The sequence below is a fragment of the Haloarcula sp. H-hyl2 genome (genome assembly GCF_056934385.1).
This window is the reverse complement of sequence record NZ_JBRIIJ010000001.1, coordinates 109372-133482: the sequence shown is the minus strand read 5'-3', so window position 1 is coordinate 133482 and position 24111 is coordinate 109372. Positions and strand designations below refer to the sequence as shown.

Sequence of the window (24111 nt, the reverse complement as noted above, 5' to 3'; positions counted from 1 at the left end):
ATGCGACCCCCAAAGAATCGGGGGTCTTAAACGAACCGCGTATCCGGCGCAGCAGAGCCAGGGGAACACACGACGAAACACCGAGTGTGACGAGCATGCAGTCAACAGAGACCCCACCTGGCCCACGCGGACTGCCTGTCCTGGGCAACACCCACCAGTGGGCCCGCGACCCGTGTTCGTTCCGCGAGCGCTGTGCCAGCGAGTACGGCCGCGTCGTCAACTACGAGATACTGGGCTGGGACGCCTACATGCTGACCGACCCCGCCGATATCGAGCGGGTGCTGGTCGGCGACAGCGACCGGTTCCGCAAGCACCAGCCCGGCACCGACCAGTTACGGGAAATCGTCGGCGACGGCCTCATCACGAGCGAGGGCGACCTCTGGCGTCGCCAGCGTCAGGCCATCCAGCCGGCCTTCTACATGGACCACATCCGCGAGTACGGCGAGAGCATGGTCGGGCGGACCGCCGACCGCATCGACACGTGGGCCGACGGCGAATCGCTCGATCTCCAGGACGAACTGATGCGGACGACGCTGGACATCCTCGTCGAGTGCATGTTCGGCGAGGACATCGACCTGGCCGAGCGGGGCATCTACGACGCCGTCGACCGGCTTCACGAACCCCTCCAGCCCGAGAACCAGCCGATCACGTTCTTCGCGCCCGACTGGGCGCCCGTCCCGATGTTGCGCCGCGCCGACCGCGCCCACAGCCACATCGAGCGTGAGATCGACGACATCCTGCAGACTCGGAGAGCCAGCGACGACGACCGCGACGACCTCCTGTCGATGTTGCTGGCCGCCGACACGGAGATGTCCGACCAGCAGATCCGCGACGAGATGCTCACCTTCCTCTTTGCCGGCCACGAGACCACCGCCCTGACCCTGACCTACATCTGGGACCTGCTGACCCGCAATCCTGCTGTCGAGAAGCGCCTGCACGCGGAACTCGACGACGTGCTCGACGGCCGCCCGACCATCGAGGACGTCTTCGAGTTCGAGGTCGCCGAGGCCATCGTCAAGGAGGCGATGCGGCTCTACCCGCCGGCCCACGAGATCCGGCGTGAACCGGTCGACGACGTCGAGATCGGTGGCTACACCATCCCCGCTGGCGCGCTCGTCGTCCTCCCGTCGTGGGTGCTCCACCGCGACGACCGGTTCTGGGACGCCCCCGAGACGTTCCGCCCGGACCGCTGGCTCGACGACGCCGACCGACCGGAGTTCGCCTACTTCCCGTTCGGCGGCGGCCCCCGCCACTGTATCGGCCACCGCTTCGCGATGGCCGAGGCGCAACTGGTCCTGGCGACCATCGCCGACGAGTGGACGCTCGAACGCGAGTACGACGACCTCGATCTCTCTGCCTCGGTCACGCTCCAGCCACGCGGGGACGTCACGATGACGCCGCGGCGACGGTGAACGGTCGGCTACCGCTGTCGCCGTACCCACCTCACTCCAGCAGCGGCGTCCCGTCGGCCGTCGGTCCCAGACGCGGGCCCAGAACGTCCGCGTCGGGGTCGACGACGCGACGCTGCTCGTAGTCCGTCGAGCGCTCGACCGGGGTGCGTCCGATCGCCGAGATCATGTCGGCGTACTCCCGGACCGAACGGAACTCCCCGAAGTCCCCGCCAGCGCGCTTGGTTATCTCTTCCGAGAGGATCGTCCCCATGAAATCGTCGGCCCCGCAGGTCAGCATCTTCAGGCCCTGCGTGTCGCCGTACTTGACCCAGGAGGACTGGATGTGCTCGATATTGTCGAGGAACAGCCGCGAGACGGCGATCATCAGTTCGTCCTCGTCGGGGCTGGCGCCGCCGTCGACGAGACCGCGCTCGTAGAGGGGCGTCTCCTCGTGGACGAACGACAGCGGGACGAACTCCGTGATCGCGCCGGTCCGGTCCTGTAGTTCGCGGACGCGCTCCAGATGGAGCACCCGGTGTTTCGCGTTCTCGACGTGGCCGTACATGATCGTCGCCGTCGTGTCCAGGCCGACACTGGCAGCCGCCTCCATGGCTTCGAGCCACTCGCCGGAGTCGATCTTGGCTGGACAGATCACGTCCCGGACCTCGTCGACGAGGATCTCGGCGGCGGTGCCGGGAACGCTGTCCAGGCCCGCCCGCTTCAGCCGGCGGAACACCTCCTCGTAGGACCAGTCCGTCCCTCGTCGGGCGTGGTAGGCCTCCTCGGGCGTCATCGAGTGGACGTGGACGCCGCCGACGTTCATCGCGCGGATCTGCTCGCAGTAGGTCCCCGGATCGACGTCGTACTCGGCCGGCGAGCGGTAGTTCAGATCGCCGCGGTCGCTGGCTTCGAGCAGTTCGCGGTGTTCCTCGTCCAGTGCCAGCGCGGGGTGGAGTCCCGAGACCGAGCAGACCTCGTAGATGCCGCGCTCGACGGCGTCGGCGACGATCTCGCGGGACTCGGTGGGGGTCTTGGTGAACCCCCCGTGCTCGTCCTGGTAGCTCGACCGGAACTGCTCGGAGCGGTCCTTGAAGTTACAGAACAGACAGCCGGTGTTACAGGCGGTCGTGACGTTGTTGTTGAGGTTGGCGACGAAGGTCACCTCGTCGCCGACGACTTCGGCCCGCCGGCGGTCGGCCGCTTCCAGAACCTGCTCCTTGCGCCGGGGGTCGATCCCCTCGCTGTCGGTCCCGGTCGTGACGAGTTCGACGCCGTCGGCGACGGTGAGTCGGTCGCCGTCACGTGCCTTCGCCAGCGCGTTCTCGAAGGACTGGTCGCTGATCGGCTGGTGGGTGAACTCCACGTCACCCGTCGGCACGGCGTCGAAGGCGTCGGACATCTGTCTCGGACTAGGTGAGGGGACGCAAAAACATGGCGGGACCGGGGCTTCTGGCCAGTATCCTAGGCCGGCAGGATACCGGCCACGACGTCGAGTGACTCCGCGACGACCCAGCCGACGAAGGCGACGTACGCGCCCAGCAGCGCGTAGGATTCGGGTTGGCTCAACACCAGATCGGTCCGCAGGGCGGTAAAGAGCAGGATGGTCGCGCCGGTCAGGATACCGAACATCGGCACCGCCATGGCGAAGTCGACGGTCCAGGTGCCGACGATGAGCACGCCCAGTGGGATGGCCACCAGGAGGTCGAACGTGTTCGAACCCAGCACGTTCGCCAGCGAGGTGACCCCGCGGTCGTCTCTGGCCGCCCGGAGACTTACGAGCGTATCGGGGAGGCTCGTGGCCGCCGCCAGGATGGTCACGCCCATGAGGAACTCCTGGATGCCGACGGCCTGGCCGATGACACCGACGGAGTGGACCAGGCTCTCGACGGCCACCAGGATGACGCCCAGCCCGGCGAGCAGGAACAGCCACTGCCTGCCGACGGCGACGTCGTCACCGCCGGCGTCCTCTGCCTGATGGTCGGCGGTGTCCTGGTACTGGATGAAGATGTAGAGGCCGTACAGCCCGAGCGGGAGCAACGCGAGCGGGCGCGTGACGTCGCCGGTCAGGTCCGGCCCGCCGGGGTAGTAGATCACCGCCAGCGCGAAGGTGATCAACAGAACGGACACCGCCAGCATGTAGAACTGGGCCTCCTTGTAGACGAGCGTGCGGTTGGACTCGATGTCGTCCTCGGTAGCGATTCCCGCGACCGCCGGGATGACGAGGATGTTGAAGATGGCGGAGCCGACGATGGCGCCGACGCCCAACGGCATCGCGCCACCCAGGGCCGCGACGACGACGGTCGCCAGTTCGGGGAAACTGGAGCCGACGGCGACGACGATCGCCCCCTGGACGACCTGTGGCAGCCCGTAGTACGTCGAGAGCGTCTCGCTCGACGATTCGAGCCAGTCGCTCCCCTTCCAGATCGCCAGCGTGGCAACGAGGATGATACCCCCCTCGACGAACAGGTTCGCGGCCATCATCCGAGCCGTCGGCACGGGCCACCAAAACCGTTCGGTACCGAGAATATGAGAAACGTCTTTGTGCCGGCCCTGAAACCCCACGCCAATGACGAGCGTCAAGGACTTCCGCATCGACGAGCCCGCGACGGCCACAGAACTCGGCCGCGGGGCCTTCGTGTTCACCGACGACTACTCGGTGTTCGACTGGGGGAAGATGCCCGACCGGATCGACGAGAAAGGCGCCTCGCTCTGTACGATGGGCGCGTTCAACTTCCAGCTGTTAGAGGAGAACCACATCCCGACCCACTACGAGGGTGTCCGTCTGCCCGGCAGCGACCAGACGGTCGACCTCGGCGAGGCACTGTCGACCGGCACCGCCCCCGAGGAGATGGTCATCTCACTGACCCAGGTGCCCGATCTGCCCTTCACGGACGGCAGCTACGACTACGACGCCTACCACGCCGACGCGGGCGAGAACTACCTGATCCCCCTGGAGATCGTCTTCCGCAACCGCGTCCCGGTCGGCTCCTCACTGCGTTCGCGGACCGACCCGGCCGACCACGGACTGGACTTCGAGACGTGGCCCGACGAGGCGGTCGACCTGGATCGGCCGGTCGTCGAGTTCTCCACGAAGTACGAGGAGCAGGACCGGTACCTCGACCGCGAGGCGGCCGACCGCATCGCCGGCACCGCCGACATCGGCCGGCTCGAAGAGCTGGCACGTGCGGTCAACCACATCGTCACCCGCCAGGCCGACGAGGCCGGCCTGGTCCACGAGGACGGCAAGATCGAGTGTCTCTACCACGAGGGTCAGATCCGAATCGCCGACGTGGTCGGCACCTTCGACGAGAACCGCTTCTCCTACGACGGCCAGCAGGTCTCCAAGGAGGTCATCCGCCAGTACCACAAGCGCACCCAGCCCGAGTGGGTCGAAGCAGTCGGCGAGGCGAAAGAGCGCGCGAGCGAGGAAGGTGTCGCAGACTGGAAGTCCCTCTGTGAGCGCTCGCCCGAGCCACTCGACGCGTCGGTACTCGACGCGATGCGGGACCTCTACTGTGCCGGGACGAACGCCTACGTCGGCGGCGACGTCTTCGACGCGCCGTCGCTGGATGCCGCTGTCGACGCGGTCCGAGACCTCTGAAAAGGGCGTCGCTGGAGGGGTTCAGTCGTCGGCTTGCGCCTCGGACTCCTCGTCCTCGGCGACGTACTCGCCGAGCCCGTCGATGGGTCGGTCGGGGTTGAGGTCGTTGAGGTCCTCGGGCGCGCCCAGCTGGGCCTGGACCTCGTCGTCACGGAGCTTCGTCCGGCCGCGGTGGACGGTCACGTCGTCGTTGAGGTGCAGGCGGATGGCCTCCAGCAGCGCCTCGGCTTCGAGGGGCTGGCCCATCGTCTGGAGGTCCTCCTCGGTGGCGTCGTCGGGGACGTTGAACGCCCGCTGGGTGATGATCGGTCCCTGATCGAGATCGGTTGTCACGTAGTGGGCGGTGACGCCGGCGATGCGGACGCCCTCCTCGATGGCCTGCATGTACGCCGACGCGCCGGGGAACGAGGGGAGCAGGCTCGGGTGGACGTTGATGATGCGGCTCTCGTAGCGGAAGACGACGTCCGGCGAGAGGATACGCATGTAGCGGGCGAGGACGATCAGGTCGGCGTCGTAATCGGCCAGCAGGTCCAGCAGTTCCCCCTCGTCGGGCGTCCCCTTCTCGTCGCCGATGTCGTGGAACGGGACGTCGTACTTCTCGGCCAGTGGCTGGAGGTCGCTGTGGTTGCCGATGACCACCTCGATGTCGGCCCCGAGGTCGCCGTTGGCCCAGGACTCGAACAGGGCCTCCAGACAGTGGGACTCCTTGGTGACGAGGACGGCGATGGACTGGGTCTCGCGGTCGGCCGGGAACCGGACCTGGACGTCGACGCCCAGTTCCTCGCCCAGTTCGGTGAGGTCCTCGCGGAGTTTCTCCTCGGTCGTCACCATCTCGCTGGTGTCGACGTGCATGGTCATCCGGAAGACCCCGTCCCGGACCGCCTGGTCCAGATCCTCGATGTTGATGCTGCGCTCGAACAGCAGGCTGGTCACCTCTGCGATGAGACCGGTGTCGTCGTCGCCGACGACCGTGATCTCGGTGAAGCCACGCGTCACGGCCACAACCTCCGGGCGATTGCGCTCATTGTACCGCCGTTGGACGGGCGCAGTGCAAAAGGCTTCGTTTTCCGTCGGTCTCCGGCGCCACACCTATGGGGGTAGGGGCCGAGTACCCTCGTGTGACCGAGGATTCGCCGACCGTACTCTGTGCGGACCCCGACGAACGCGAACGGTCGGCAACGTTAGACGCACTGGAAGCCAGCGGACTCGACGCCGTCGGTGCCGCCACGGTAGCGGCGCTGACGGAACTGGTCGACGCCGACACGGAGTGTGTGGTGACCGTCGCGACGTTCCCCGACGGCGACGCGTTCGACGTCGTCGACGCCGTCCGGCAGGCGAACCCGGACTGTGTCTGTGTCCTGTTCACCGACGAACCGCCGTCCGACCTCCCACGGGGCCGGCCGGACCAGGTCGTCGAGTACGTCGCACGGACAGTCTCGAACGCCCGCGAGCGCCTGGTCGACATCGTCCAGGGGTCGGTCGCGTCCGGCGGACAGGCTGCCTATCCGCTGCCGGGGGACGAACACGAGCGGATCGCGGCCGTCCGCGCCTACGACGTCGACGACCTGAGCGCGCAGGCGACCTTCGAGCGGGTGACGGCGCTCGTCGCGAACCACTTCGACATAGACGTCGCGTTCGTCGGACTCGTCGACGCCCACGAGGAACGGTTCGTCGCCTGCGAGGGCGCCAACTGGACGACACTGGCCCGCGAGGACAGCATCTGTACACATACCATCCTGACCGACGAGGTGATGATCGTCGAGGACGTCGACGAGGACCCGCGCTTTGCCGCCAACGACCGTCTCGAAGAACTCGACATCCGGTCGTACGCCGGCGCACGGATCACCGACGAGACGGGCAACGCACTGGGGGCGGTCTGCTGTACCGATTCGGAACCACGTTCGTACAGCCGCGCCGAGCGGGACGACCTCAGGCTGTTCGCCGACGAGGTCGCAGAGCAACTGCGGCTCAGGAAACGACTGTCAGATGGAGGGGAGTGAGATGCAACGGGCGGAACGGTATAGTTTCGACGGGCTGCCGGTGTCGCCGGTGGATCCGGGAACGAACATGCTGGTCGCCGGGCCGATACTCGGCGGGACGCGCCGGTTCGCCCTGGAGATGCTCACGGCCGACCCGGACGACGGTATCGTCGTCATCGCGACGGACGTCAGCGCCCAGGAGATACTGGCCGGCATCGACCGCACCGGCGAGGACGCCTCGAACGGGCGCATCCGCGTCGTCGACTGCGCACAGGAGAGTGACGCGAACCTGGGCGAGTTTGTCTCCTCGGTGGGGACGCCAGCAGACCTCACCGGTATCGGAATCGAGTACTCGAACCAGTACGAGCAGGTCTATGCCCGCGGGTTCGACGCCGTCCGGACGGGGATCTACACCCTCACACCGCTGCTGGTCTACGCGGACGACGTCCGTCCGGTGTACCGGTTCGTCAACACGGTGACGAGCCGGATCCGGACCGCCGACGGCATCGGCGTCTGCGTCATCGACCCCGAGGCCCACGACGAGCGAGTGCTGGGCAGTATCGCCCAGGCGTTCGACGGCCGTATCGACCTCCGGGAGACCGATGCTGGCCGCGAGATCAAGACCAGAGGACTGGCCGACCAGCCGACGGAGTGGACGCCGCTGGACGGATAACACAAGCGTTTTCTCCACCGACCGCACGCCTGTCACTAATGACCGCCTATACTGCCACTGTCACCGTCCGGCTCAAGCGGGGCGTCCTGGACCCCGAGGCCGAGACCACCCAGCAGGCGCTCGAACGGCTCGGCTTCGAACTGTCGGACCTGCGTTCTGCCGACGTCTTCGAGGTCGACCTGGAGGCCGACAGCGCCGACGCGGCCGGCGAGCGTGCCGAAGAGATGACCGAACGGCTTCTGGCGAACCCGACGATCCACGACTACGACGTGGAGGTCGCCGAGCGGGAATGATAGCAGTCATCCAATTCGGCGGCTCGAACTGCGACCGCGACTCCGTGCAGGCTCTGGCGTCGCTGGGATTCGACGCCGAGCTCGTCTGGCACGAGGACGGCCTGCCGGAGGACGTCGACGGCATCATGCTGCCCGGCGGCTTCTCCTACGGCGACTACCTGCGTGCCGGCGCGATGGCCGCTCGCTCGCCGATCATGGCCGAAGTCCGCGAGGCCGCCGCCGACGGGACGCCCGTACTCGGCGTCTGCAACGGTGCCCAGATCGGCTGTGAGTCCGCGCTCACGCCCGGCGTGTTCACCACCAACGAGAGCGCCCGCTTCCAGTGTGAGCACGTCCACCTCCGCGTCGAGAACGCCGAGACGCCCTGGACGAACCAGTACGAGGAAGGCGAGGTCGTCGAACTCCCCATCGCCCACGGCGAGGGACGTTACGAGATCACCGACGAGCGACTGGACGAGCTGGAGGCCGACGACCGCATCCTCTTCAAGTACTGCGACGAGAACGGCGATATTACGCCCGAAGCCAACCCCAACGGCTCGAAGCACAACGTCGCCGGCGTCACGGGCGAGTCCGACCACGTCGCCGTCATGATGCCCCACCCCGAGCGCGCGTCACTCGCCGATCTGGGCCGGACCGACGGCGAGGGCGTCCTCGAAGGGTTCGCCGAGTAGCGACGGACAGCCCATCGAGGTCGAGATAGTGGTGTAGGCCGTCTGGCCGTCGTCCTCGATGCGGACACCCATCGTCTTCTCGTTGCAGTCGAAGTCGTCCCGTTCGACCGGATACTCGCTCACCCCTCGCTCGGTCTCGACGGTTACACCGTAGTTCGACGGCCGGTGGAACACGATCACTATCGCCGTCTCGGTATCCATCGTGATCGTCCGGTCGACGACGCTCTCGCCCGTGGGTCGGTGGACGACCATCAGCGGGACCGACTCGCGTGGCCCGCTGTTCTCGACGACGAAGCCGACCGGTTCCGGGCGACTGTTCGACGGTGCTCCCACGTGGGTGGTGTCGAGCGTCGTCGCACTGTCGTTCAGGAACGGCCAGAGGACCCCACCGGACGCGTCGTCAGTGACCCGGACTGGCGGGGGATCGGCGAACGGCCCGACGTCGGCGGTTGCCAACCCACCGCCGACCGCGAGGCTGGCGAGGAGGGCGACTGCGAGCAGGCGGCGCATACCGGAGTGTCCAGTACCGTCGGTATGTGTCTTGTGTCGCCACTGGCCGTGTCCAAAGGGAAAGGGAAGGGGTCGCTGGAGCGTGTGACTTGTTCCGGCGGCCCCTACCGACGTTTAGACCGGCCAATGGTATAAGCCCCACCCTACCGGAGTGAAAGTGAAAGTGGAGACGAGGAGTAGCCACACGGCCGTTCACGCCGGAATGGTTGTTACTGAGACACGTCCGATCGGGGTGTGACCGGGTGACCGCGTTTCAGTACCACGTCGACCACGCGCTGTCCGAACCGGTACGGGACGTGGACGGGCGAGGGGGCGTCGAGGACGACGATGTCACCGGGTGCGCCGGGCCGGAGCGTACCGACCGACGTCTCGGGGCCCAGCGCGCGGTCGTGGTCTGCCGCGAGGGCGAGCGCACCGCCGCGGGTCACGCTGGCCAGCGCCGTCTCCGGGGAGAGCCCCATCCCGACACAGGCCAGCGTCACCGAGAACGGCATCGTCGGGGCGTGGCAGTTGGGGTTGAAGTCCGTCGCGACGGCGATGGGAGAGCGGGTCTCGCGGAAGATATCGGGGTCGGCGTAGTCGGTCCCGAGCGCGAAGGCCGTCGCGGGCAACAGGACCGGTGTCACGCCGGCTTCCGCCAGCGCGTCGGCGTCAGCGGGCGTCGCGTGCAGGAGGTGGTCGGCGCTGGCGGCACCGACCTCGGCGGCCAGTTGCGCGCCGCCGATGCGGTCGAGTTCCTCGGCGTGGACCTTCGGGACGAGGCCGTGCTCGCGGCCCGCTTCGAGGACGCGCCGGGACTGCTCGACCGAGAACACGCCCGCCTCGCAGAAGACGTCACAGAACGCCGCCAGATCGCGCTCCGCGACGGCGGGGAGTTGTTCGTCGACCACGCGGTCGACGTATGTCTCGGCGTCCGTGTCCTCGGGGACGGCATGGGCGCCCATGAACGTCGGCACCGCGTCGACCGGGTGGTCGGCGTCGACCGCGGCGACGGCGTCGAGCAGTCGGCGTTCGGTCGCCGTATCGAGCCCGTACCCGGATTTCACCTCGACGGTGGTCGTCCCTGCGGCGAGCATCGTATCGAGGTGCGCGCGGAGTCGTTCCTGCAGGGTCTGGTCGCTGGCGGCCCGGACGGCCCGCACGGTCCGCAGGATGCCACCGCCCTCGTCGAGTATCTCCTGGTAGGTCTTCCCGCGGAGTTTCGCCGCGAACTCGTCGGACCGGTCGCCGGCGAAGGCCGCGTGGGTGTGGCTATCGACGAACCCCGGCAGGACGGCCCTCCCGTCGGCGTCGACGGCCGTCGCGGCGTTCTCGGGTGGGTACTCACGGACGATATCGGCGGTCGGCCCGACCGCGGCGACCCGGCCGTCGACGACGGCGACCGCCGCGTCTGCGTGTGTCTGGAGCCGGTCGAAGCCCGCGCCACTGTCCGCTTCGGGACCGACGACGACCGTGGCGGCGTCGTGGACGACGGCAGAGAGGTCAGCCATCCGTCCCCACCTCCCCGCCGTCGCCCGTGGCGTAGCCCGCCAGGAAGTGCGCCACGGCGCGGGCGGCGGCGTCGACGGTCCGGCCCTGTTCGTCCAGCGGCGGGGCGCATTCGACGACCTCGAAGCCCGCGAGGCGACCCCGTTCGGCGGCTGCGAAGTGTCTGAGCAGGCTATAGAGTTCTCGTGTCGTCAGTCCACCGGGCGTCGGGGCGCTGACGCCCGGTGCCGCCGCGGCGTCGAGGACGTCCAGGTCCAGACTGAGGGAGACCGCGTCGACGCCGTCGAGTGCGGCCCGGACGCGTTCCAGCACTGCCGGCGTGTCGGTGGCGACCGTCTCGGCAGTGACCACGTCGCCGCCCCGTTCGACGACGTAGTCCGCGTAGGCCGTCGACGTCTCGAAGTGGCGCGCGCCGAGACAGACGTAGGCGTCGAGTCCGGCCTCGAACAGCTGTCTGTAGGGCGTTCCGCTGGAGGGCCCATCAGTCGGGTCCCGGCAGTCGAGGTGGGCGTCGAGCGTGACGACCCCGAGACGACGGTCCGCGGCCAGCGGGGCCGCATTGGCGAACGACAGCGAGTTGTCCCCGCCGAGGAAGACGGGGAGGACATCGCGGTCGTGTATCCGCGCCGCGACCTCCCGGACGGCCTCCTGGACGGCGGTGACATTCGGGAGTCCACCCCGCCCGGCAGCGGCCGCGTCGCCGGTGCCGTGGGTCGCTCGCACGTCGCCGAGGTCGGCGACCGAGAGCCGGTCGGTCACCGCGCCGACGCCGAAGTGGTGGGTCTTCACGCCCGCCAGCGCGCGCCGGATCGCCAGCGGTCCCTCGCGGGCCCCGCGCCGGCCGATGACGGCGCCGTCGTAGGGCTCCCCCACCAGGACGACGTCGTGGTCGGCAGCGGCGTCCAGCGACGTGGGGGTGACGCGGTCGCCGAACTGCTCGTCGTTCGGGTCCGTCGACGGCCCGTCCCAGCCGTCCCACGGGGGGGTCACGAACGGCGACGCGTCAGATTCCGACCGGTCGATCGTCATCGGTCGGCCATCGGCACTGGGACGTTAGACTCGCGGGCCTCGTCCAGCGCCGTCTCGTAGCCCGCGTCGGCGTGCCGGATCACGCCGGTCCCGGGGTCGGTCGTGAACACCCGGCGGGCCTTCCGGGCGGCCAGGTCAGTCCCGTCCAGGACGACGTGGTTGTTGGCGTGGATGGCGTTGCCGATGCCGACGCCGCCGCCGTCGTGGACGCTGACGATGTCCGCACCGGCGGCACAGTTCAACAGGGCGTTCAGGATGGGCCAGTCCGCGACGGCGTCGGTCCCGTCTTTCATGGCCTCCGTCTCTCGGTTCGGGCTGGCGACGCTGCCGGCGTCGAGGTGGTCCCGCGTGACGACGATGGGCGCCTCGATCTCGCCCTCGGCGACGAGGTCGTTGATCCGCAGCGCGAAGCGAGCGCGTTCGGTCATGCCCTCCGGGTCGTCCGCGGCGCGGTAGCCCAGCCAGCAGACCCGCGAGGGGAGCCCCTGGAACTGGACCTGCTCCTGTGCGAGGTCGATCCAGCGGTGCAGCGCGTCCTTCTCGGGGAACAGCTCTGTGATGGCCTCGTCGGTCCGGTGGATGTCGTCGGGGTTGCCCGAGAGCGCGAGCCAGCGGAATGGCCCCCGGCCGCGACAGAACTGTGGGCGGATGTACGCCGGGACGAACCCGGGGAAGTCGAAGGCGTCCTCCTTCCCACGCTCTGTCTGGACCTGGCCGCGGATGTTGTTGCCGTACTCGAAGGCGACCGCACCCCGGTCCTGCAGGTCGAGGATGGCGTCGACGTGGCGTTCCATCGTATCCAGACTCTCCTCGCGGTAGCGCTCTGGATCCTCCTCGCGCAACTGGTCGGCCTCCGCGACGGTGTAGCCCGAAGGATAGTAGCCTTCGAGGGCATCGTGGGCCGCCGTCTGGTCGGTGAGTACGTCCGGGACGAAATCCCGGTCGAGCATCGCCTCCAGCATGTCGGCAGCGTTCATGTGGACCCCGACGCTGTAGGATTCGCCCGCGGCGGCCGCCTTCTCCGCGCGCTCGATAGCCGTCTCCAGGTCGTCGGTCTTCTCCTGGCAGTAGCCCGTCTCGATACGCCGGTCGATGCGGTCCTCGTCGACCTCTGCGGCGATACAGACGCCGTGGTTCATCGTTACGGCGAGCGGTTGGGCACCGCTCATCCCGCCGAGGCCCGCAGTCACGACAATCTTCCCCCGGAGGTCGCCGTCGAACTGCTGGCGCGCCAACTCCGCCAGCGTCTCGAAGGTCCCCTGGATGATGCCCTGTGTGCCGATGTAGGCCCAGGAGCCGGCGGTCATCTGGCCGTACATGATCTTCCCCTCCGCTTCGAGTTCGTGGAAGTGCTCCCAGTTGTCCCACTTCCCGACGAGGTTGGAGTTGGCGATCAACACGCGGGGGGCCATCTCGTGGGTCTCGAAGCGGCCGACGGGCTTGCCGGACTGGACGAGCAGCGTCTCGCTGTCGCCAAGCGACCGGAGTTCGTCGAGAATCGCGTCGTAGGCGTCCCAGGACCGTGCGGCCCGGCCGGTTCCGCCGTAGACGACGAGGTTCTCGGGGTCCTCGCCGACCTCGGGGTCGAGGTTGTTGTTCAGCAGGCGGAGCGCGGCCTCCTGGCGCCACCCCTCGCACTCGATGTCGGTCCCAGTCGGCGCACCCTGGTACTCGCGCCACTGCTCGCTCGGTTCGCCGATACGGTCGGGCCGTTGCTGTGGGTGTGTGGCCATACGCGGACGTTGGGGCCACGTGACAAACACTCATGATTCGCCATATGGTGGGTGGTTTATGTCACCGGAGAACAAATATCGGGCATGTACGAGGCGATCTTCCGCGTCATCGACGGCGGGTGGTTCACGGAGGCCACCGTCGACCTCGACGTCGGGGTCACGCTGTGGTGCAACGAGTACTGTGACCTGTTGTACGTCGTCGGCGGTGACGCGGACGCCTTCGTCGCCGAGATCGCGCCGGAACTCGGAATCCGGGACGAGACCGATAGAGGGACCGGCCACCTCGTCGTCACCGAGACGTGTCTCAAAGACCACACGGACCGGAACATCGAGCAGTACCTCGTCCGACACAACTGTCTGCTGTTACCGCCGCTGCGGTACGCCGACGGGGAGAAGCGCGTCCGGTTGCTCGCGCTGGGTCCCGACGACCTCACCCAGGTCTACCGCGACCTCGTCGGGGAGGGCCACGACGTCGTCGTCGACCGGAAACGCGAGTTGACGATGTTGCGCCAGCAGCGCCCGCTGTTGACCCTGGAGGAGGTCCTGCCGGACCTGACCGGCCGCCAGCAGGAGGCGCTGGTCGAGGCCTACGAACGGGACTACTACAGCGTCCCACGGGGGGCGACGACCTCGGAGATCGCCGACGCGATGGGGGTCGAGCGCCGGACCGCCGAGGAACACCTCCACCGCGCCGAGCAGAAACTGGCCGACGCGCTGGTGCCGTATCTGAAGACTTGACAGGGGGAGAAGACGGGCCTACAGCAAGCCCAGCATCGCCACGACGTGGGTCATCGCGGCGATGACGGGGACCTGGATCACGGTCCGCATCACGAACAGCGCGACCAGATCGCGGAACCGGATCGGGATGTCGCTGAACATGTCCATCATCATCGGGCCGACCGAGGAGAAGAAGATGAGCTGTGAGATCGAGAGGACAGCGATGAAGAACTTGGCCTTCGGGGCGGCCTCGACGACCAGCAGCGCCGGGATGTACATCTCCGTGATGCCGATGATGGTCGCCGGCGCGACCATCTCGGCGTTCGGGATGCCCAGCGCCGAAACCACCGGGACCAGCGGCGTCGCGATGATGTCGAAGACGGGCGTGTACTCCGCGACGAGGACGGCCGCCAGCCCCACGGCGAGGATGGTCCCCAGGATGAGCATGGCGAGTTTCAGGCCGTCGACGAAGCCGCGAACGCCCGCCCGGACGAGGGAGTCACCCTCATCGGCCTTCCGGACGGCCTCGCTTATCGCGAACCGGACGTAGTCGACCGGCGACCCCGTGACCGGCGTCTCGGGGTTGGGCTCCTCGATGTACTCCTCGGGGATGCTACTGAGCGGCGGCACCCGGACGAGGATAGCCGCCGAGACGGCGATGGCGATCAGGTAGGCGACGAAGATGACCGGGAACAGCGCGAGCAGTTCCAGCGTCGCCGCGACGACGCCGACGAAGCCGATACTCACCGTCGCGAAGCAGGTACAGATGATGTAGACGTCCCGCTTGTTGTACTCGCCGCGGTCGAAGACGTTCCGGGTGACGTACATCCCGACGCTGTAGGAACCGACCCAGGAGGCCAGCGCGTCCAGCGTCGCCCGCCCGGGGATGTGGAAGACCGGTCGCATCACTGGGCGAGCGAGCGTGCCGACGAACTCCAGCCCGCCGAGTTCGACGAAGAGGTTGACGAAGATGGCCCCGACGGGGATGATGACCGCCACGCTGATGATCAGCGTCCCCCAGACGAGCCCGCCGGTCGCCGGCGTGTGTATCCACTGGGGGCCCAGCGTGAAGAACATGATCGGCGCCAGTACCGCCCCGACGACACGGAGGAACCAGAACGACGGCGTCGTCTCCCAGTAGTCCAGTACCAGCCGACTGGCGGTCGATTCGCCGACCGAGAGCCAGTCACGGCGGTCGAACTCGGCGATCGTCGTCAGTATCCCGCCCCCGAGGATGAGCAGGAAGGCGTAGACGCTCGCGCCGGTCGGGAACGTCTCGGTGATCCAGCTCACGGCGATGTCGAACGGGACCGTCACCTCGCCCTGCCACGGGACCGGGATGAGGAAGAAGAATGCGCCGATGGCGAAGGCGACGACGAACTTCGCCGTCGGTTGCCAGCGGAGGTCGAACAGCTCCAGTTCCTCGATCCGCTTCGGTTCGATGGCTTCCGGCTGGCTGTAGGTCCGCTGGTCGTCCCGGTGATACGCCTCCTCGGCACTCGCGTCGCCACCGAACGGTAACGAGTCTCTGATGCTCATATTCGAGTGTAGTGTCGGTATCTATCATGGTTCCACACACACCACATGGAGGCAGATTTATAGGGTATCCGAACAGTCGTCGGTCACCCCGATATTTTTCCCTCGACGGCGAGAGTACAGGGTATGGACAGCAACGGTACGACGGTGGGCGGGCGAGCCCCATCGTGGTCAGGCCCGGCCATCCTCGTCGGCGCCCTCTGCTGGACGGTGATCCCCTGGATCCAGGTGGCCACGTACGGAACGCGGCCGTACGTCGGGACGCCCTCGGATGTCGGCGTACTCGCCGGCCTGCTTCTGGTCGGGAGCGGTCTCCTCAGTTCCCGTCGCGTGCTCGGGGATAGGGCTGGCCGGCTCGGCCGGATCGCCGTCGGCGCGACAGCCGCCGGCCTTGGCTGTCTCTCCCTGCTGGCGCTCCGGGCCGTCTGGGCCGTCGTCGAGGCGGGCGTCCGGCCGGTCCCAGCCACCGGCGAGGACCCCGCCGGCCTGGTGCTCACCTGGCTCGCGCTGCTGGGCTACGCGCTGGCGATGGGCGGAACCGGACTCGTCGGTGTCGCACTCCGCAGGTTCCCAACCGCGCCGAGGATCACCGTCGCCCTCTGTCTCCTGGCGCCGGTCGTTCCCGTCGTGGTGCTCGTGACCGGCGCGGTGCTCCCGCTCGCGGTCCGGATGGTCGTGGTTCGGACGCCTGTGCTGTTCGTCCCGCTCGGCGTCGCCTGGGTGGCGCTGGGGACGTTCGTCTGGCGACCGTCGACGGAGTGAGCCAGCCCCCGAAACCGTCACCGCGCGAGCGGCAGCGAGTAACTCCGCTCGCGCTCCAGAACCGCCTCCCAGGTCGCTTCACACTCACAGTCGACCTGCTCGAAGACGCTGGGGTCCTGGCGCAGGTCGAAGTCCTTGATCGCGCGCTGGACGCGGTCGTCGCACTCCCCGCAGTTGTGCGGCCCGCGGTCGCTGCCGTGGCCGACGGGGTCCGAGACGACGATGACGTCCTCGTCCGCGGTCGACTCCAGCACCTCGGCGACCGACCAGAGCCACGGCGGGCGATAGCCGCCGTCGTGGTAGAGTTCCTCGACCATCGTGTACCGCTGGACGTTACAGGGGTTCATCGAGACGGTGTGACAGCCCTCGACGCCGGCACAGCGTCGCACCGACGAGATCATGTCGTCGAGGGCCTCCTGCTCGGAGAGGAAGGGCGGCTTCATCAGGAGGTACGCCTTGATGCCGGCGCCGGCCTCCTGGGCGGCCGCGCAGGCGTCCTCGAAGTCGGCGAAGTCGAAGTACTTGTTCACGCAGTCGTGGCGCACGCGGTCCGTGGCGGTCTCCAAGCCGACCGCGACGTCGGTCTCCAGGCCCACGTCGACGAAGTCGCTCACGCGGTCGTCCTCGACGAAGTCCGGCAGCGACTCGACGACGATGCGCTCGCGGTCGCTGAACGTCTCGGCGATGGCCTGGCGGGTCTCGGCCGGGACCTCACGCTCGTCGAGGAAACTGCCCGACGTGTATATCTTGATGAGGCCGCTCTCGTCGTCGGCTTCCTCGGCCTCGTGGTCCAGACAGTGGTCGATCTGGGCCATCAGGTCCTCGTGGGCGACGCTGCCGCCCTCGACGGACTCGGCGACGTAGCCACACATCGTACAGCCACCAGCGCGGGCCCACCGGCAGCCGCCGGTGTTCAGGATGATCGTCAGGCTCTGGTAGACTCCGTCGGGCGTGTTGTCCTCGTCGATCCACACCCGCGTGGGCTCGCGGGGGTCGTAGGTGGAGTCGTTGCGCGACCGGATGTCGCGCATCACCGCGTTGTGGGCGTCCATGCCCTTGCCCTGCTCGTAGACTTCGGGACTGGGCTTGCTCATTGGCGCGGAGTAACCGACGGGGCCGTAAATCTCCTGCGTTAGTCGCCGTCCCGGCCGACGGCGAGCCAGCCCACTCCGGCGACCGCCGCCCCGACGGCGTTGGCCACCAGGTCGGCACCGCTCGTTCCCCGGGAAGGGACGAGCCCCTGCAACAGTTCGATTCCCCCGCCGTAGGCGGTGACGAGGACGACGAGAAGCAGTGCCGAACCGGCCGTGCGCACGTCGCGCGCCCACGAGAGAGTCCCGGCGAGGGCCGCGTAACCGAGCGCGTGGACCCACTTGTCCAGCGCCAGCCCCAGCAGCGTCGGGACCCGTTCCCCGGCGCTCTCGGGGACCGGAACGAGCGAGGCGACCAGCAGGGCCAGTGCGACCGCGACGGCGGGGAGATGGCGCCGATGCCCTGACAGGTCCATACCGGAGCGTTCGCCACCACGGCCGATAAGTCGCGCGGTCACCGGGACAAACCGACGTCGACCGCGTCGAAAACATCCTAGCGCTCGTCGGTGTGGCGCATCTGGACCGCGATGCCCCGCGTCGAGGACTGCATCTCCAGCCCGCTCATCTCGGCGCGGCCGACGCCGAAGGCGGCGTCGCCCTGGACCACGACGTCGTCACCGACGCGGATGTCGTCGCTGGCATCGACGATGCCAGGCGCCAGCACGGAGCCGTGCGGGACGAACGGCTCGATCTCGACAGTCTTGGTCGGCACGTCGCTCTCGACCCAGCGGCGCGCCCCCGCAGTCGTCAGCGAGAGGGTCCCATACTGCTGGGCCAGCGCCGCCAGTTGCTCGCCATCGCTGTCGTCGGCTCTGAGTTGCGGATACCGCCCCTGCGTCGAGAGGTCGTCGAACAGTTCGTCGCCGGCGCCGGCCCCGAACTGGTAGTCGGCGACGGCGCGGATCGTGTTGTGCTCGCGTTCCCGCTTGGGATACCTGTCCCACCCCTCCAGTTCGGCGGCGAGGTTCCCCAGCGAGTCAGCTGTCGTCGGGTGGTCGGTGACGGTGTAGGTAAACTCCAGGTCCAGTGCGTCCGCGACGCGCTCGCAGATGTCACGGTAGCCCTCACCGGGCACGTGGGCGATGATCTCTGGGTAGTCCGCGTCCTCGAGGTACTGTTCGAGGACCCGTGAGACGAACTCGATCTCGTTGGCACTCCAGCGGCCCGTCACGACCGAGTCGTAGTGCTGGGCCGGGTAGGTCAGTTCCAGTTCCTGGGGGACGACGCCGATGGGCGAGGTCATCGAGACGACGTGGGCACGCCACTTGATCGCGTCGTGGTACTGCTTGTGGCTCTGGGAGTCGCTGTAGGGTTTCCGTGCCGAACACGGGACCAACACGAGCGGTCGGTCGTCGAACCGCGGGACGTAGCGCTCGGTGACCCGCTGGGCGAACCGCTGGATCTCGACGCGCCGGATGGCGTCCTCGGTCGCGGCCGCGAGTTCGGCCCGACGGACCAGCGGCGTCCGCTCTTCCACGTAACCGTACTCCTGGTCCAGTCGTCGGACCGTCGCTGTCAGCCAGTTGTCCTGGCGGGCCTGGCCCTCGACGTAGTCGCGCAGTCGGCCGTCACGGATGCGGCGGCGGACCCGGCGCAGTTCCGCGGCGAGCGCGTAGACGTTGTGCGCTGCGCAGTCCTGCCGGTCGAACTCGCTCCGGGGAGTCTGGCAGGCCGGACAGGCACAGGGGAGTTCGTCCAGGTCCTCCAGGAAGTACGCCTCGTCGGTCGTGAGATACCGCCCCTCGGTGCCCCGGATGACGGCCCGATGCGGGTCGACCAGATCGACGCCGGCGTAGACCAGCGTCGCGACGTTGCGGGGCGTGGCGACGCCGGGGAGATAGAGCGCCGTGTCGGCCGGGACGGCCGCCCGGACGGTCGTCACCGCGTCGACGAACGCAGCGGCGTGGCCGACGACGCCGGGCGCCCCGGAGAGGACGTAGCTGTCGGTCCCGTGGTCGGCGGCGGTGTCGGGCGAGACGACGGCGGCACTGGGGAACGCGACAGCCCCGGGATCGGCGGCGAAGGCCTCGCTCACCTCGTCGGGCGTCCCCGCGGGGAGTCCACGATGCGGGAGGATCGTCAGCGTCGACTCGTCGCCCTCGGGCTCTTCGGGCTCGGTCGCCCACTGGCTCCCGGCGTCGGCCAGAATCCGATGGGGGTCCGCGGGTGTGTCCGCGTCGACGTCGTCCACGAGTGCCGGCGTCGTCACGGACTCGGCGAGGCGAAGCTCGCCCAGTCGCGCGGCGGCGTCGCGCTCGTGGACCTCGAAGTAGTCGGTCATGCCCACCCATCCGCCACGGGCGACCAACTATCTTGCTCTTCTGGGACTCGGCGCTCACACATCAAATTTTTGTACTGTCTAGGAGAACCGCAGGACATGGACGTGACTGTCAGAGCCGGTCGGCCCGCCGACGTCGAGTCGGTCCAGCGGGTCGCCCGGCGCGCCTGGCACGCCGCCCACGACGACATCGTCGGCCCCGACGTCGTCGATGCCTTCCTCCAGCGCCACTACGACGAGGACAGTCTCGTCGATCCGATCACCGACGACAGGCGGATCTTCCTCGTGGCGACCACACGGGAGCGTGTCGTCGGCTTCGCCGGGTCGGGACCGACAGACGAGGCCGACGGCACGTGGTCGCTCTCGCGGATCTACGTCCACCCCGACCGATGGGGAAAGGGCGTCGGGAGTGCGCTGCTGTCGGAGCTGGAAGCCCGGCTCCGGGACCGCGACGCCGACAGGCTCCGCCTCGTCGTGATGGCCGGCAACGACGTCGGCATCGGTTTCTACGAGGCCTGCGGGTTCACCCGGACGGGCGAGCGCTACGACGAGCACCTCGACGTCGCGGAGTACGTCTACACGAAATCGGTATGAGGGCTTTTCGGCCCCGGACACATACCAGGTCTATGGTCGGATCTCGAACCGCCACCGCCGCCGTCGGGCTGGTCGCGAGCCTTCTTGTGACGGTCGCTCTGTGGTGGTACTTCGATACCTTGCTCGTATTTCTGCTCGTGCCGTTCGTGCCGTTCCTGTTCCGCGGGCTCGGTGACGACGGGCCGAACGTCGTCCAGGAGTGTCCCCACTGTGGGTTCCAGGCGACCGTGGAGTCCTACGACTACTGTCCGCGGGACGGGAGCCGGCTGGAACCGAGCGACGACACCCGGTGAGATCACCCGGACGACACAAACATCAATACCCCTGGCCGACCTTTGGTGGGCCTATGGGAGACGACCGAACCCTCGTAAAAGACATCATGACGACGCCCCTGGAACGCATCTCGCCGGACGCCGAGATCGTCGAGGCGGCGGCCCTCATGCGTGACAAGGACATCAGCGCGCTGCTCGTGACGACCGCACCGCCCTCGATCATCACCAGTACCGACATCCTCGATGCGGTCGCACAGGAACTGGACACCGCGGACCTGCTCGTCTCGGACCTGATGACCGAGTCCGTCGAGACGGTGCCACCCGAACTGCCGCTGACCGAGACGGCGGCGATGATGACGAACTTCGGGATCAACCACCTCCCGGTCGTCGACGACGACTACATCGGGATGGTCTCCTCGTCGGACATCACCGGCGAGATGCACTGAGCGAGGGACGTGTGATCTACTCGCGGGCGTGAAGGTCCCGCAGGTCGACGGCGTCGGGCACCCGTTCGAGCGCCGTCGCCGGCCAGTCGTCGTGGACCAGCGTGAACGACACGTCCGGATGGAGGTCGACGAGCCGTGCAACCCCGTCTGCGGCCGCCTCGTACGCGGCGCGGTCGGTCCGCTCGGGCACTTCCGCGGTCAGCGGGTATGTCTCCGAGAGTTCCCGTGGATAGGGCCCGAACGGCGGGACGACGCCCCAGGTCTCGTCGTAGCTGCTATTCGATCCCCCCTCGGTCAACAGCACGTCCTCGCCGTCGAGATCGAAGCGGTCGAGTCGCTCCTGGTGCCGTAGGACCTCCGGGCGGCGGGCGCTCTCGGTCGAGGTGTGGAAGAAGGCGTCCTTCGAGACCGGGTCGGTCCGCTCCAGTTGCGCGGCGTGGTCCAGCAGCGTCCGGTAGCCGTCGAGCATCGTCGGGTGGCCGCGTGCACGCGAGTCGACCAGTTCGAGGAGGTTCCCACTTCGGATGGCCTGCCGGACCGTCCTAATCTCGCCATAGGTAACGTGGAGGTTGTGGCGAGCGAGCAGTTCCTCCCGGTCGTCGGCGCCCATCGACGCGACTTCGGCCGGGTCGTAGTCGGTGCAGACCGGACACTGACACGGGAAGTAGTCCAGATCGTCGAGGTGTTCGGTCCCCCGGACGGTCAGATAGCGGTCGTCGCGGGCGTACAGTGCGTACGCTGCCGAATCGAACAGATCACAGCCCAGCGCGGCCGCCAGCGCGAACATCATCGGGTGGCCGGCGCCGAACAGGTGGACCGGGCCCCGCTCGCCCAGGCCGCGCTTGCTGGCCGCGACCACGTCGACGAGGTCGTCGTAGCGGTACTCGTTCATCAGGGGGACGACCGCGCCGATGGGGAAGACGTCGAGTCCAGTCCCGGCAGCCTCACGAGCGGCCCGTTCCCGGAGATCCGCGAAGGTCGCCCCCTGGACCGGCGCGGTGACGAGCATCTCGCCAGTGTCGACCTCGGTTGCCCGTTCCAGGCGCTCCTGTGTGGTCGCCAGTTCCTCGGTGGCCTGCTCGCGGGCGACGTCCGGCGGCGTCGGGATGTCGACCGGCGTCCCGATGTCGCTCCCGATCTCCTGCTGGAACTGGAGGATCTCCTCGGTCGTGACGTCGATCTCGCCGTACTCGGCCAGCTGGAACGACCCCGAGTCGGTCATGATCGCGCCCGAGAAATCGAGCAGGTCGTGCAGGCCCTGGTCGAGGGCCGGCTCACGGAGTTCGTCCGAGCCATGCAGGATGTAGCTGTTGGTGATGAGGATCTCGGCGCCGAACTCGGATTCGAGCGTCGCCGGCGCGACCGTCTGGACGTGGGGGTTGACCACCGGCATCAGCGTCGGCGTCTCGACGGTGACCCCGGCCCTGGGGACGGTGAGTTCACCCACCCGTCCCGCGGCGTCGTAGGTCCTGACCTCGAAGTGGCTCATTACCTGCGGTGGACGCGGCGCGCGCCTAAGGGTTGTGTTCCGCTACGACAGCCCAGCGGGGTCACGGCGCTCGACGAGACCGTCGAAATCGTCGTCGAAGCTGAGAAGCCGATCGATATCCTGGGCACGGAGTTGCGCGATCTGAACTGCGTCGGTGAAGCTCAACCGCTGGTCGTCGTACCGTTCGAATACCTCCACGGCCGCTTCGAACGTCTCCTTCGAGACGTGCAGGAGTTCGTACGCCCGCGGAAACTGGCCAGCACCGCGGATTCGCTGGCCGAGTCGTCGGCTGGCTCGTGTGAGCCGCTGCGTTGGAGCGTCAGCGTGATTGCCTCGTCGTAGACGTACTCGCTGACGTAGGGTTGTCCGAGGTCACCGTCGTAGACGGCGTCGAGTGCATCCATCGCGCCACTGTGTCTACTCGCGTCCCTGTCGTGTTCGGCGTACAGGACGCCGGTATCGACCAGCACACTCATCCGTAGAGGATATCGTCGATGTCCGATTCGTCCGTTTCGACACCGGAAGAGAACTGCCCCTCTCGCATCGCCCGCTTCTCGTCGTCGGAGAGCGGGACGGTCTCCTCACGGAACGAGTCGATCAACTCCTCGCGGGACTGGTAGGCATCGTCGATGAGACGAGAGAGGAGGGCCTGTTGCGTGACGTTCCGCCCCGTCTCGAGTCGGATCTCGGCCTGTAACTCTTCGAGACGGGACTTGGCATCCTCGTCGACCTTGACTGCCGTTACCATTGCTGTAGCGCACCGTTCGTTACTGAATAAACGTTGGTACCGCTATCGTTCGAACAGCGCGTAGTACATGATCCCCACCGCAGACCGGCCGTCCCGCAGGTCCCCGGACCGGACACTCTCCAGCAGGTCCTCGAAGGACGTCGTCTCGACGCGGATGGACTCGTTGAAATCGAGGTCCTGCTGGCCGGTCGGTTCACAGTCCGCGGCGAGGAAGTAGTGGAACACCGAGTCGGCGTAGCCGTTGGCCGGTTCGGCCGTGTAGAGGAACTCGACGTCGCCGGCCTCGTAGCCGGTCTCCTCGCGGAGTTCGCGGTCGACGGCGGCCCGCGGGTCAGCGTCGTGGTCCTCCATGCTCCCGGCGGGCAACCCGCGATTGCAGCGGCCGACAGCCTGTCGCCACTCCTCGATGACGACGACGTCACCGTCGGGCGTGAACGGCAGGACGACGACGCTGTCGCCCTCCCGGAGGTAGTCGAAGTCCGTCTCGGTGCCGTCGGGCAACCGGACGTCCTCGTGGACCACGTCGAACCCCGGACAGTCGTAGGCGGTCTCGGCGGCGAGTGTCTCCCAGGCGAGGTCGTCTACCATAGCCGTCTCTGTGTGCGCGGGCATCAAACGCGTGACGGTAGGGTGGCCACAAGACGTACCAGTGCCTGGCGATAAGTGTAAATGTATGAGAATATCGACGGCCGTCATCCTGGTCGGTCTCGGTCTGTTCGTCCTCCCCCTCCCGGGAACCTTCATCACCGGTACGCTCGTGGCGCTGGCGGGCGGAGTTGCTCGCTGGCTCGGGTTGTAACCCGCCGACAC

At 67.8% G+C, this 24111-nt stretch carries 26 protein-coding genes and 1 pseudogene; 12 read left to right on the top strand and 15 right to left on the bottom strand.

What is annotated here, in order from left to right; genetic code table 11:
• Window positions 1-95 precede the first annotated feature (95 nt).
• Window positions 96-1412: a cytochrome P450 gene (locus Hhyl2_RS00720; protein WP_483548791.1), complete on the top strand. Its 1317-nt coding sequence runs from the start codon at window positions 96-98 to the stop codon at window positions 1410-1412.
• A 31-nt stretch (window positions 1413-1443) separates the two neighbouring features.
• On the opposite strand, the gene cofH is transcribed toward Hhyl2_RS00720, so the two are convergent.
• Both cofH and Hhyl2_RS00710 read right to left on the bottom strand, forming a co-directional pair.
• Complete coding sequence (gene cofH / locus Hhyl2_RS00715) at window positions 1444-2790, bottom strand: 7,8-didemethyl-8-hydroxy-5-deazariboflavin synthase subunit CofH (RefSeq protein WP_483548790.1); 1347 nt, start codon at window positions 2788-2790, stop codon at window positions 1444-1446.
• A 62-nt stretch (window positions 2791-2852) separates the two neighbouring features.
• Window positions 2853-3869, bottom strand: a complete 1017-nt coding sequence (locus tag Hhyl2_RS00710) for a sodium:calcium antiporter (protein ID WP_483548789.1) — start codon at window positions 3867-3869, stop codon at window positions 2853-2855.
• Between the two features lie 88 nt (window positions 3870-3957).
• Between Hhyl2_RS00710 and Hhyl2_RS00705 the strand changes: the two genes are divergently transcribed.
• Window positions 3958-4992, top strand: a complete 1035-nt coding sequence (locus Hhyl2_RS00705; protein ID WP_483548788.1) for a phosphoribosylaminoimidazolesuccinocarboxamide synthase — start codon at window positions 3958-3960, stop codon at window positions 4990-4992.
• A 21-nt stretch (window positions 4993-5013) separates the two neighbouring features.
• Here the strand turns inward: Hhyl2_RS00705 and Hhyl2_RS00700 are convergent, their stop codons facing one another.
• Window positions 5014-5988 carry a formyltetrahydrofolate deformylase gene (locus Hhyl2_RS00700; protein ID WP_483548787.1) on the bottom strand — a complete coding sequence of 325 codons (975 nt, stop codon included), beginning with the start codon at window positions 5986-5988 and terminating at the stop codon, window positions 5014-5016.
• 122 nt (window positions 5989-6110) lie between these two features.
• On the opposite strand from Hhyl2_RS00700, the gene Hhyl2_RS00695 reads away from it, so the two are divergent.
• Genes Hhyl2_RS00695 through purQ form a run of 4 tightly spaced genes read left to right on the top strand, consistent with a single transcriptional unit; the run spans window position 6111 to window position 8608 of the window.
• On the top strand, window positions 6111-6992 hold the full coding sequence (locus Hhyl2_RS00695; protein WP_483548786.1) for a GAF domain-containing protein: 882 nt from the start codon (window positions 6111-6113) through the stop codon (window positions 6990-6992).
• A gap of 1 nt (window position 6993) precedes the next feature.
• Window positions 6994-7644: a DUF7504 family protein gene (locus Hhyl2_RS00690; protein ID WP_483548785.1), complete on the top strand. Its 651-nt coding sequence runs from the start codon at window positions 6994-6996 to the stop codon at window positions 7642-7644.
• A 38-nt stretch (window positions 7645-7682) separates the two neighbouring features.
• A complete protein-coding gene (gene purS, locus Hhyl2_RS00685; protein ID WP_483548784.1) occupies window positions 7683-7937 on the top strand; it encodes a phosphoribosylformylglycinamidine synthase subunit PurS in 255 nt (84 codons plus the stop codon).
• On the top strand, window positions 7934-8608 hold the full coding sequence (gene purQ, locus Hhyl2_RS00680; RefSeq protein WP_483548783.1) for a phosphoribosylformylglycinamidine synthase I: 675 nt from the start codon (window positions 7934-7936) through the stop codon (window positions 8606-8608). Before purS ends, purQ begins: the two co-directional genes overlap by 4 nt.
• Here purQ and Hhyl2_RS00675 read toward each other — a convergent pair.
• The 4 genes from Hhyl2_RS00675 to hutU form a co-directional block, all read right to left on the bottom strand.
• Window positions 8549-9118, bottom strand: a complete 570-nt coding sequence (locus tag Hhyl2_RS00675; RefSeq protein WP_483548782.1) for a hypothetical protein — start codon at window positions 9116-9118, stop codon at window positions 8549-8551. The genes purQ and Hhyl2_RS00675 overlap by 60 nt on opposite strands.
• A gap of 209 nt (window positions 9119-9327) precedes the next feature.
• Window positions 9328-10608, bottom strand: coding sequence for an imidazolonepropionase (gene hutI / locus Hhyl2_RS00670; RefSeq protein ID WP_483548781.1), 1281 nt, complete (start codon window positions 10606-10608; stop codon window positions 9328-9330).
• Window positions 10601-11635, bottom strand: a complete 1035-nt coding sequence (gene hutG, locus Hhyl2_RS00665) for a formimidoylglutamase (RefSeq protein ID WP_483548780.1) — start codon at window positions 11633-11635, stop codon at window positions 10601-10603. The genes hutI and hutG overlap by 8 nt, the downstream gene beginning before the upstream one ends.
• Window positions 11632-13368, bottom strand: coding sequence for a urocanate hydratase (hutU, locus tag Hhyl2_RS00660; protein ID WP_483548779.1), 1737 nt, complete (start codon window positions 13366-13368; stop codon window positions 11632-11634). Before hutU ends, hutG begins: the two co-directional genes overlap by 4 nt.
• Window positions 13369-13452: 84 nt before the next feature.
• Here hutU and Hhyl2_RS00655 point away from each other — a divergent pair, with 84 nt between their 5' ends.
• Window positions 13453-14106: a helix-turn-helix domain-containing protein gene (locus Hhyl2_RS00655; RefSeq protein WP_483548777.1), complete on the top strand. Its 654-nt coding sequence runs from the start codon at window positions 13453-13455 to the stop codon at window positions 14104-14106.
• An 18-nt stretch (window positions 14107-14124) separates the two neighbouring features.
• Here the strand turns inward: Hhyl2_RS00655 and Hhyl2_RS00650 are convergent, their stop codons facing one another.
• On the bottom strand, window positions 14125-15624 hold the full coding sequence (locus tag Hhyl2_RS00650; protein ID WP_483548776.1) for a YjiH family protein: 1500 nt from the start codon (window positions 15622-15624) through the stop codon (window positions 14125-14127).
• Window positions 15625-15747: 123 nt separating this feature from the next.
• Here Hhyl2_RS00650 and Hhyl2_RS00645 point away from each other — a divergent pair, with 123 nt between their 5' ends.
• Window positions 15748-16383 carry a hypothetical protein gene (locus tag Hhyl2_RS00645; RefSeq protein WP_483548775.1) on the top strand — a complete coding sequence of 212 codons (636 nt, stop codon included), beginning with the start codon at window positions 15748-15750 and terminating at the stop codon, window positions 16381-16383.
• A 17-nt stretch (window positions 16384-16400) separates the two neighbouring features.
• On the opposite strand, the gene Hhyl2_RS00640 is transcribed toward Hhyl2_RS00645, so the two are convergent.
• The 3 genes from Hhyl2_RS00640 to arcS form a co-directional block, all read right to left on the bottom strand.
• Window positions 16401-17477, bottom strand: a complete 1077-nt coding sequence (locus Hhyl2_RS00640) for an archaeosine biosynthesis radical SAM protein RaSEA (RefSeq protein WP_483548774.1) — start codon at window positions 17475-17477, stop codon at window positions 16401-16403.
• A 38-nt stretch (window positions 17478-17515) separates the two neighbouring features.
• Window positions 17516-17890 carry a VanZ family protein gene (locus Hhyl2_RS00635; protein WP_483548773.1) on the bottom strand — a complete coding sequence of 125 codons (375 nt, stop codon included), beginning with the start codon at window positions 17888-17890 and terminating at the stop codon, window positions 17516-17518.
• Window positions 17891-17967: 77 nt separating this feature from the next.
• Complete coding sequence (gene arcS / locus Hhyl2_RS00630) at window positions 17968-19755, bottom strand: archaeosine synthase subunit alpha (RefSeq protein WP_483548772.1); 1788 nt, start codon at window positions 19753-19755, stop codon at window positions 17968-17970.
• A 96-nt stretch (window positions 19756-19851) separates the two neighbouring features.
• On the opposite strand from arcS, the gene Hhyl2_RS00625 reads away from it, so the two are divergent.
• The 3 genes from Hhyl2_RS00625 to Hhyl2_RS00615 are packed head-to-tail and all read left to right on the top strand — an operon-like array spanning window position 19852 to window position 21064.
• On the top strand, window positions 19852-20346 hold the full coding sequence (locus Hhyl2_RS00625) for an N-acetyltransferase family protein (protein WP_483548771.1): 495 nt from the start codon (window positions 19852-19854) through the stop codon (window positions 20344-20346).
• A 32-nt stretch (window positions 20347-20378) separates the two neighbouring features.
• A complete protein-coding gene (locus Hhyl2_RS00620) occupies window positions 20379-20639 on the top strand; it encodes a hypothetical protein (protein WP_483548770.1) in 261 nt (86 codons plus the stop codon).
• Window positions 20640-20692: 53 nt separating this feature from the next.
• Window positions 20693-21064 carry a CBS domain-containing protein gene (locus Hhyl2_RS00615; RefSeq protein WP_483548769.1) on the top strand — a complete coding sequence of 124 codons (372 nt, stop codon included), beginning with the start codon at window positions 20693-20695 and terminating at the stop codon, window positions 21062-21064.
• A 16-nt stretch (window positions 21065-21080) separates the two neighbouring features.
• Here the strand turns inward: Hhyl2_RS00615 and tgtA are convergent, their stop codons facing one another.
• From tgtA to Hhyl2_RS00595, 4 genes and pseudogenes are all read right to left on the bottom strand, one after another.
• Window positions 21081-22553, bottom strand: a complete 1473-nt coding sequence (gene tgtA, locus Hhyl2_RS00610; protein ID WP_483548768.1) for a tRNA guanosine(15) transglycosylase TgtA — start codon at window positions 22551-22553, stop codon at window positions 21081-21083.
• A gap of 42 nt (window positions 22554-22595) precedes the next feature.
• Window positions 22596-23029 (bottom strand): annotated as a pseudogene (locus Hhyl2_RS00605) (type II toxin-antitoxin system VapC family toxin).
• Entirely contained in the window at window positions 23026-23301 is a 276-nt protein-coding gene (locus Hhyl2_RS00600; RefSeq protein ID WP_483548767.1) for a hypothetical protein, read from the bottom strand. Before Hhyl2_RS00600 ends, Hhyl2_RS00605 begins: the two are co-directional and overlap by 4 nt.
• A 42-nt stretch (window positions 23302-23343) precedes the next feature.
• Window positions 23344-23889 carry an NUDIX hydrolase gene (locus tag Hhyl2_RS00595; protein WP_483548766.1) on the bottom strand — a complete coding sequence of 182 codons (546 nt, stop codon included), beginning with the start codon at window positions 23887-23889 and terminating at the stop codon, window positions 23344-23346.
• Between the two features lie 85 nt (window positions 23890-23974).
• Between Hhyl2_RS00595 and Hhyl2_RS00590 the strand changes: the two genes are divergently transcribed.
• Window positions 23975-24100 carry a hypothetical protein gene (locus tag Hhyl2_RS00590; RefSeq protein ID WP_483548765.1) on the top strand — a complete coding sequence of 42 codons (126 nt, stop codon included), beginning with the start codon at window positions 23975-23977 and terminating at the stop codon, window positions 24098-24100.
• Window positions 24101-24111: the final 11 nt, after the last annotated feature.

Bases quoted from the DNA above. Each gene is read 5' to 3' on its own strand.
- Hhyl2_RS00720 (WP_483548791.1), top strand. From the start codon at position 96: ATGCAGTCAACAGAGACCCCACCTGGCCCACGCGGACTGCCTGTCCTG.
- cofH (WP_483548790.1), bottom strand. From the start codon at position 2,790: ATGTCCGACGCCTTCGACGCCGTGCCGACGGGTGACGTGGAGTTCACC.
- Hhyl2_RS00710 (WP_483548789.1), bottom strand. From the start codon at position 3,869: ATGGCCGCGAACCTGTTCGTCGAGGGGGGTATCATCCTCGTTGCCACG.
- Hhyl2_RS00705 (WP_483548788.1), top strand. From the start codon at position 3,958: ATGACGAGCGTCAAGGACTTCCGCATCGACGAGCCCGCGACGGCCACA.
- Hhyl2_RS00690 (WP_483548785.1), top strand. From the start codon at position 6,994: ATGCAACGGGCGGAACGGTATAGTTTCGACGGGCTGCCGGTGTCGCCG.
- purS (WP_483548784.1), top strand. From the start codon at position 7,683: ATGACCGCCTATACTGCCACTGTCACCGTCCGGCTCAAGCGGGGCGTC.
- purQ (WP_483548783.1), top strand. From the start codon at position 7,934: ATGATAGCAGTCATCCAATTCGGCGGCTCGAACTGCGACCGCGACTCC.
- Hhyl2_RS00675 (WP_483548782.1), bottom strand. From the start codon at position 9,118: ATGCGCCGCCTGCTCGCAGTCGCCCTCCTCGCCAGCCTCGCGGTCGGC.
- hutI (WP_483548781.1), bottom strand. From the start codon at position 10,608: ATGGCTGACCTCTCTGCCGTCGTCCACGACGCCGCCACGGTCGTCGTC.
- hutG (WP_483548780.1), bottom strand. From the start codon at position 11,635: ATGACGATCGACCGGTCGGAATCTGACGCGTCGCCGTTCGTGACCCCC.
- hutU (WP_483548779.1), bottom strand. From the start codon at position 13,368: ATGGCCACACACCCACAGCAACGGCCCGACCGTATCGGCGAACCGAGC.
- Hhyl2_RS00655 (WP_483548777.1), top strand. From the start codon at position 13,453: ATGTACGAGGCGATCTTCCGCGTCATCGACGGCGGGTGGTTCACGGAG.
- Hhyl2_RS00650 (WP_483548776.1), bottom strand. From the start codon at position 15,624: ATGAGCATCAGAGACTCGTTACCGTTCGGTGGCGACGCGAGTGCCGAG.
- Hhyl2_RS00645 (WP_483548775.1), top strand. From the start codon at position 15,748: ATGGACAGCAACGGTACGACGGTGGGCGGGCGAGCCCCATCGTGGTCA.
- Hhyl2_RS00640 (WP_483548774.1), bottom strand. From the start codon at position 17,477: ATGAGCAAGCCCAGTCCCGAAGTCTACGAGCAGGGCAAGGGCATGGAC.
- Hhyl2_RS00635 (WP_483548773.1), bottom strand. From the start codon at position 17,890: ATGGACCTGTCAGGGCATCGGCGCCATCTCCCCGCCGTCGCGGTCGCA.
- arcS (WP_483548772.1), bottom strand. From the start codon at position 19,755: ATGACCGACTACTTCGAGGTCCACGAGCGCGACGCCGCCGCGCGACTG.
- Hhyl2_RS00625 (WP_483548771.1), top strand. From the start codon at position 19,852: ATGGACGTGACTGTCAGAGCCGGTCGGCCCGCCGACGTCGAGTCGGTC.
- Hhyl2_RS00620 (WP_483548770.1), top strand. From the start codon at position 20,379: ATGGTCGGATCTCGAACCGCCACCGCCGCCGTCGGGCTGGTCGCGAGC.
- Hhyl2_RS00615 (WP_483548769.1), top strand. From the start codon at position 20,693: ATGGGAGACGACCGAACCCTCGTAAAAGACATCATGACGACGCCCCTG.
- tgtA (WP_483548768.1), bottom strand. From the start codon at position 22,553: ATGAGCCACTTCGAGGTCAGGACCTACGACGCCGCGGGACGGGTGGGT.
- Hhyl2_RS00600 (WP_483548767.1), bottom strand. From the start codon at position 23,301: ATGGTAACGGCAGTCAAGGTCGACGAGGATGCCAAGTCCCGTCTCGAA.
- Hhyl2_RS00595 (WP_483548766.1), bottom strand. From the start codon at position 23,889: ATGGTAGACGACCTCGCCTGGGAGACACTCGCCGCCGAGACCGCCTAC.
- Hhyl2_RS00590 (WP_483548765.1), top strand. From the start codon at position 23,975: ATGAGAATATCGACGGCCGTCATCCTGGTCGGTCTCGGTCTGTTCGTC.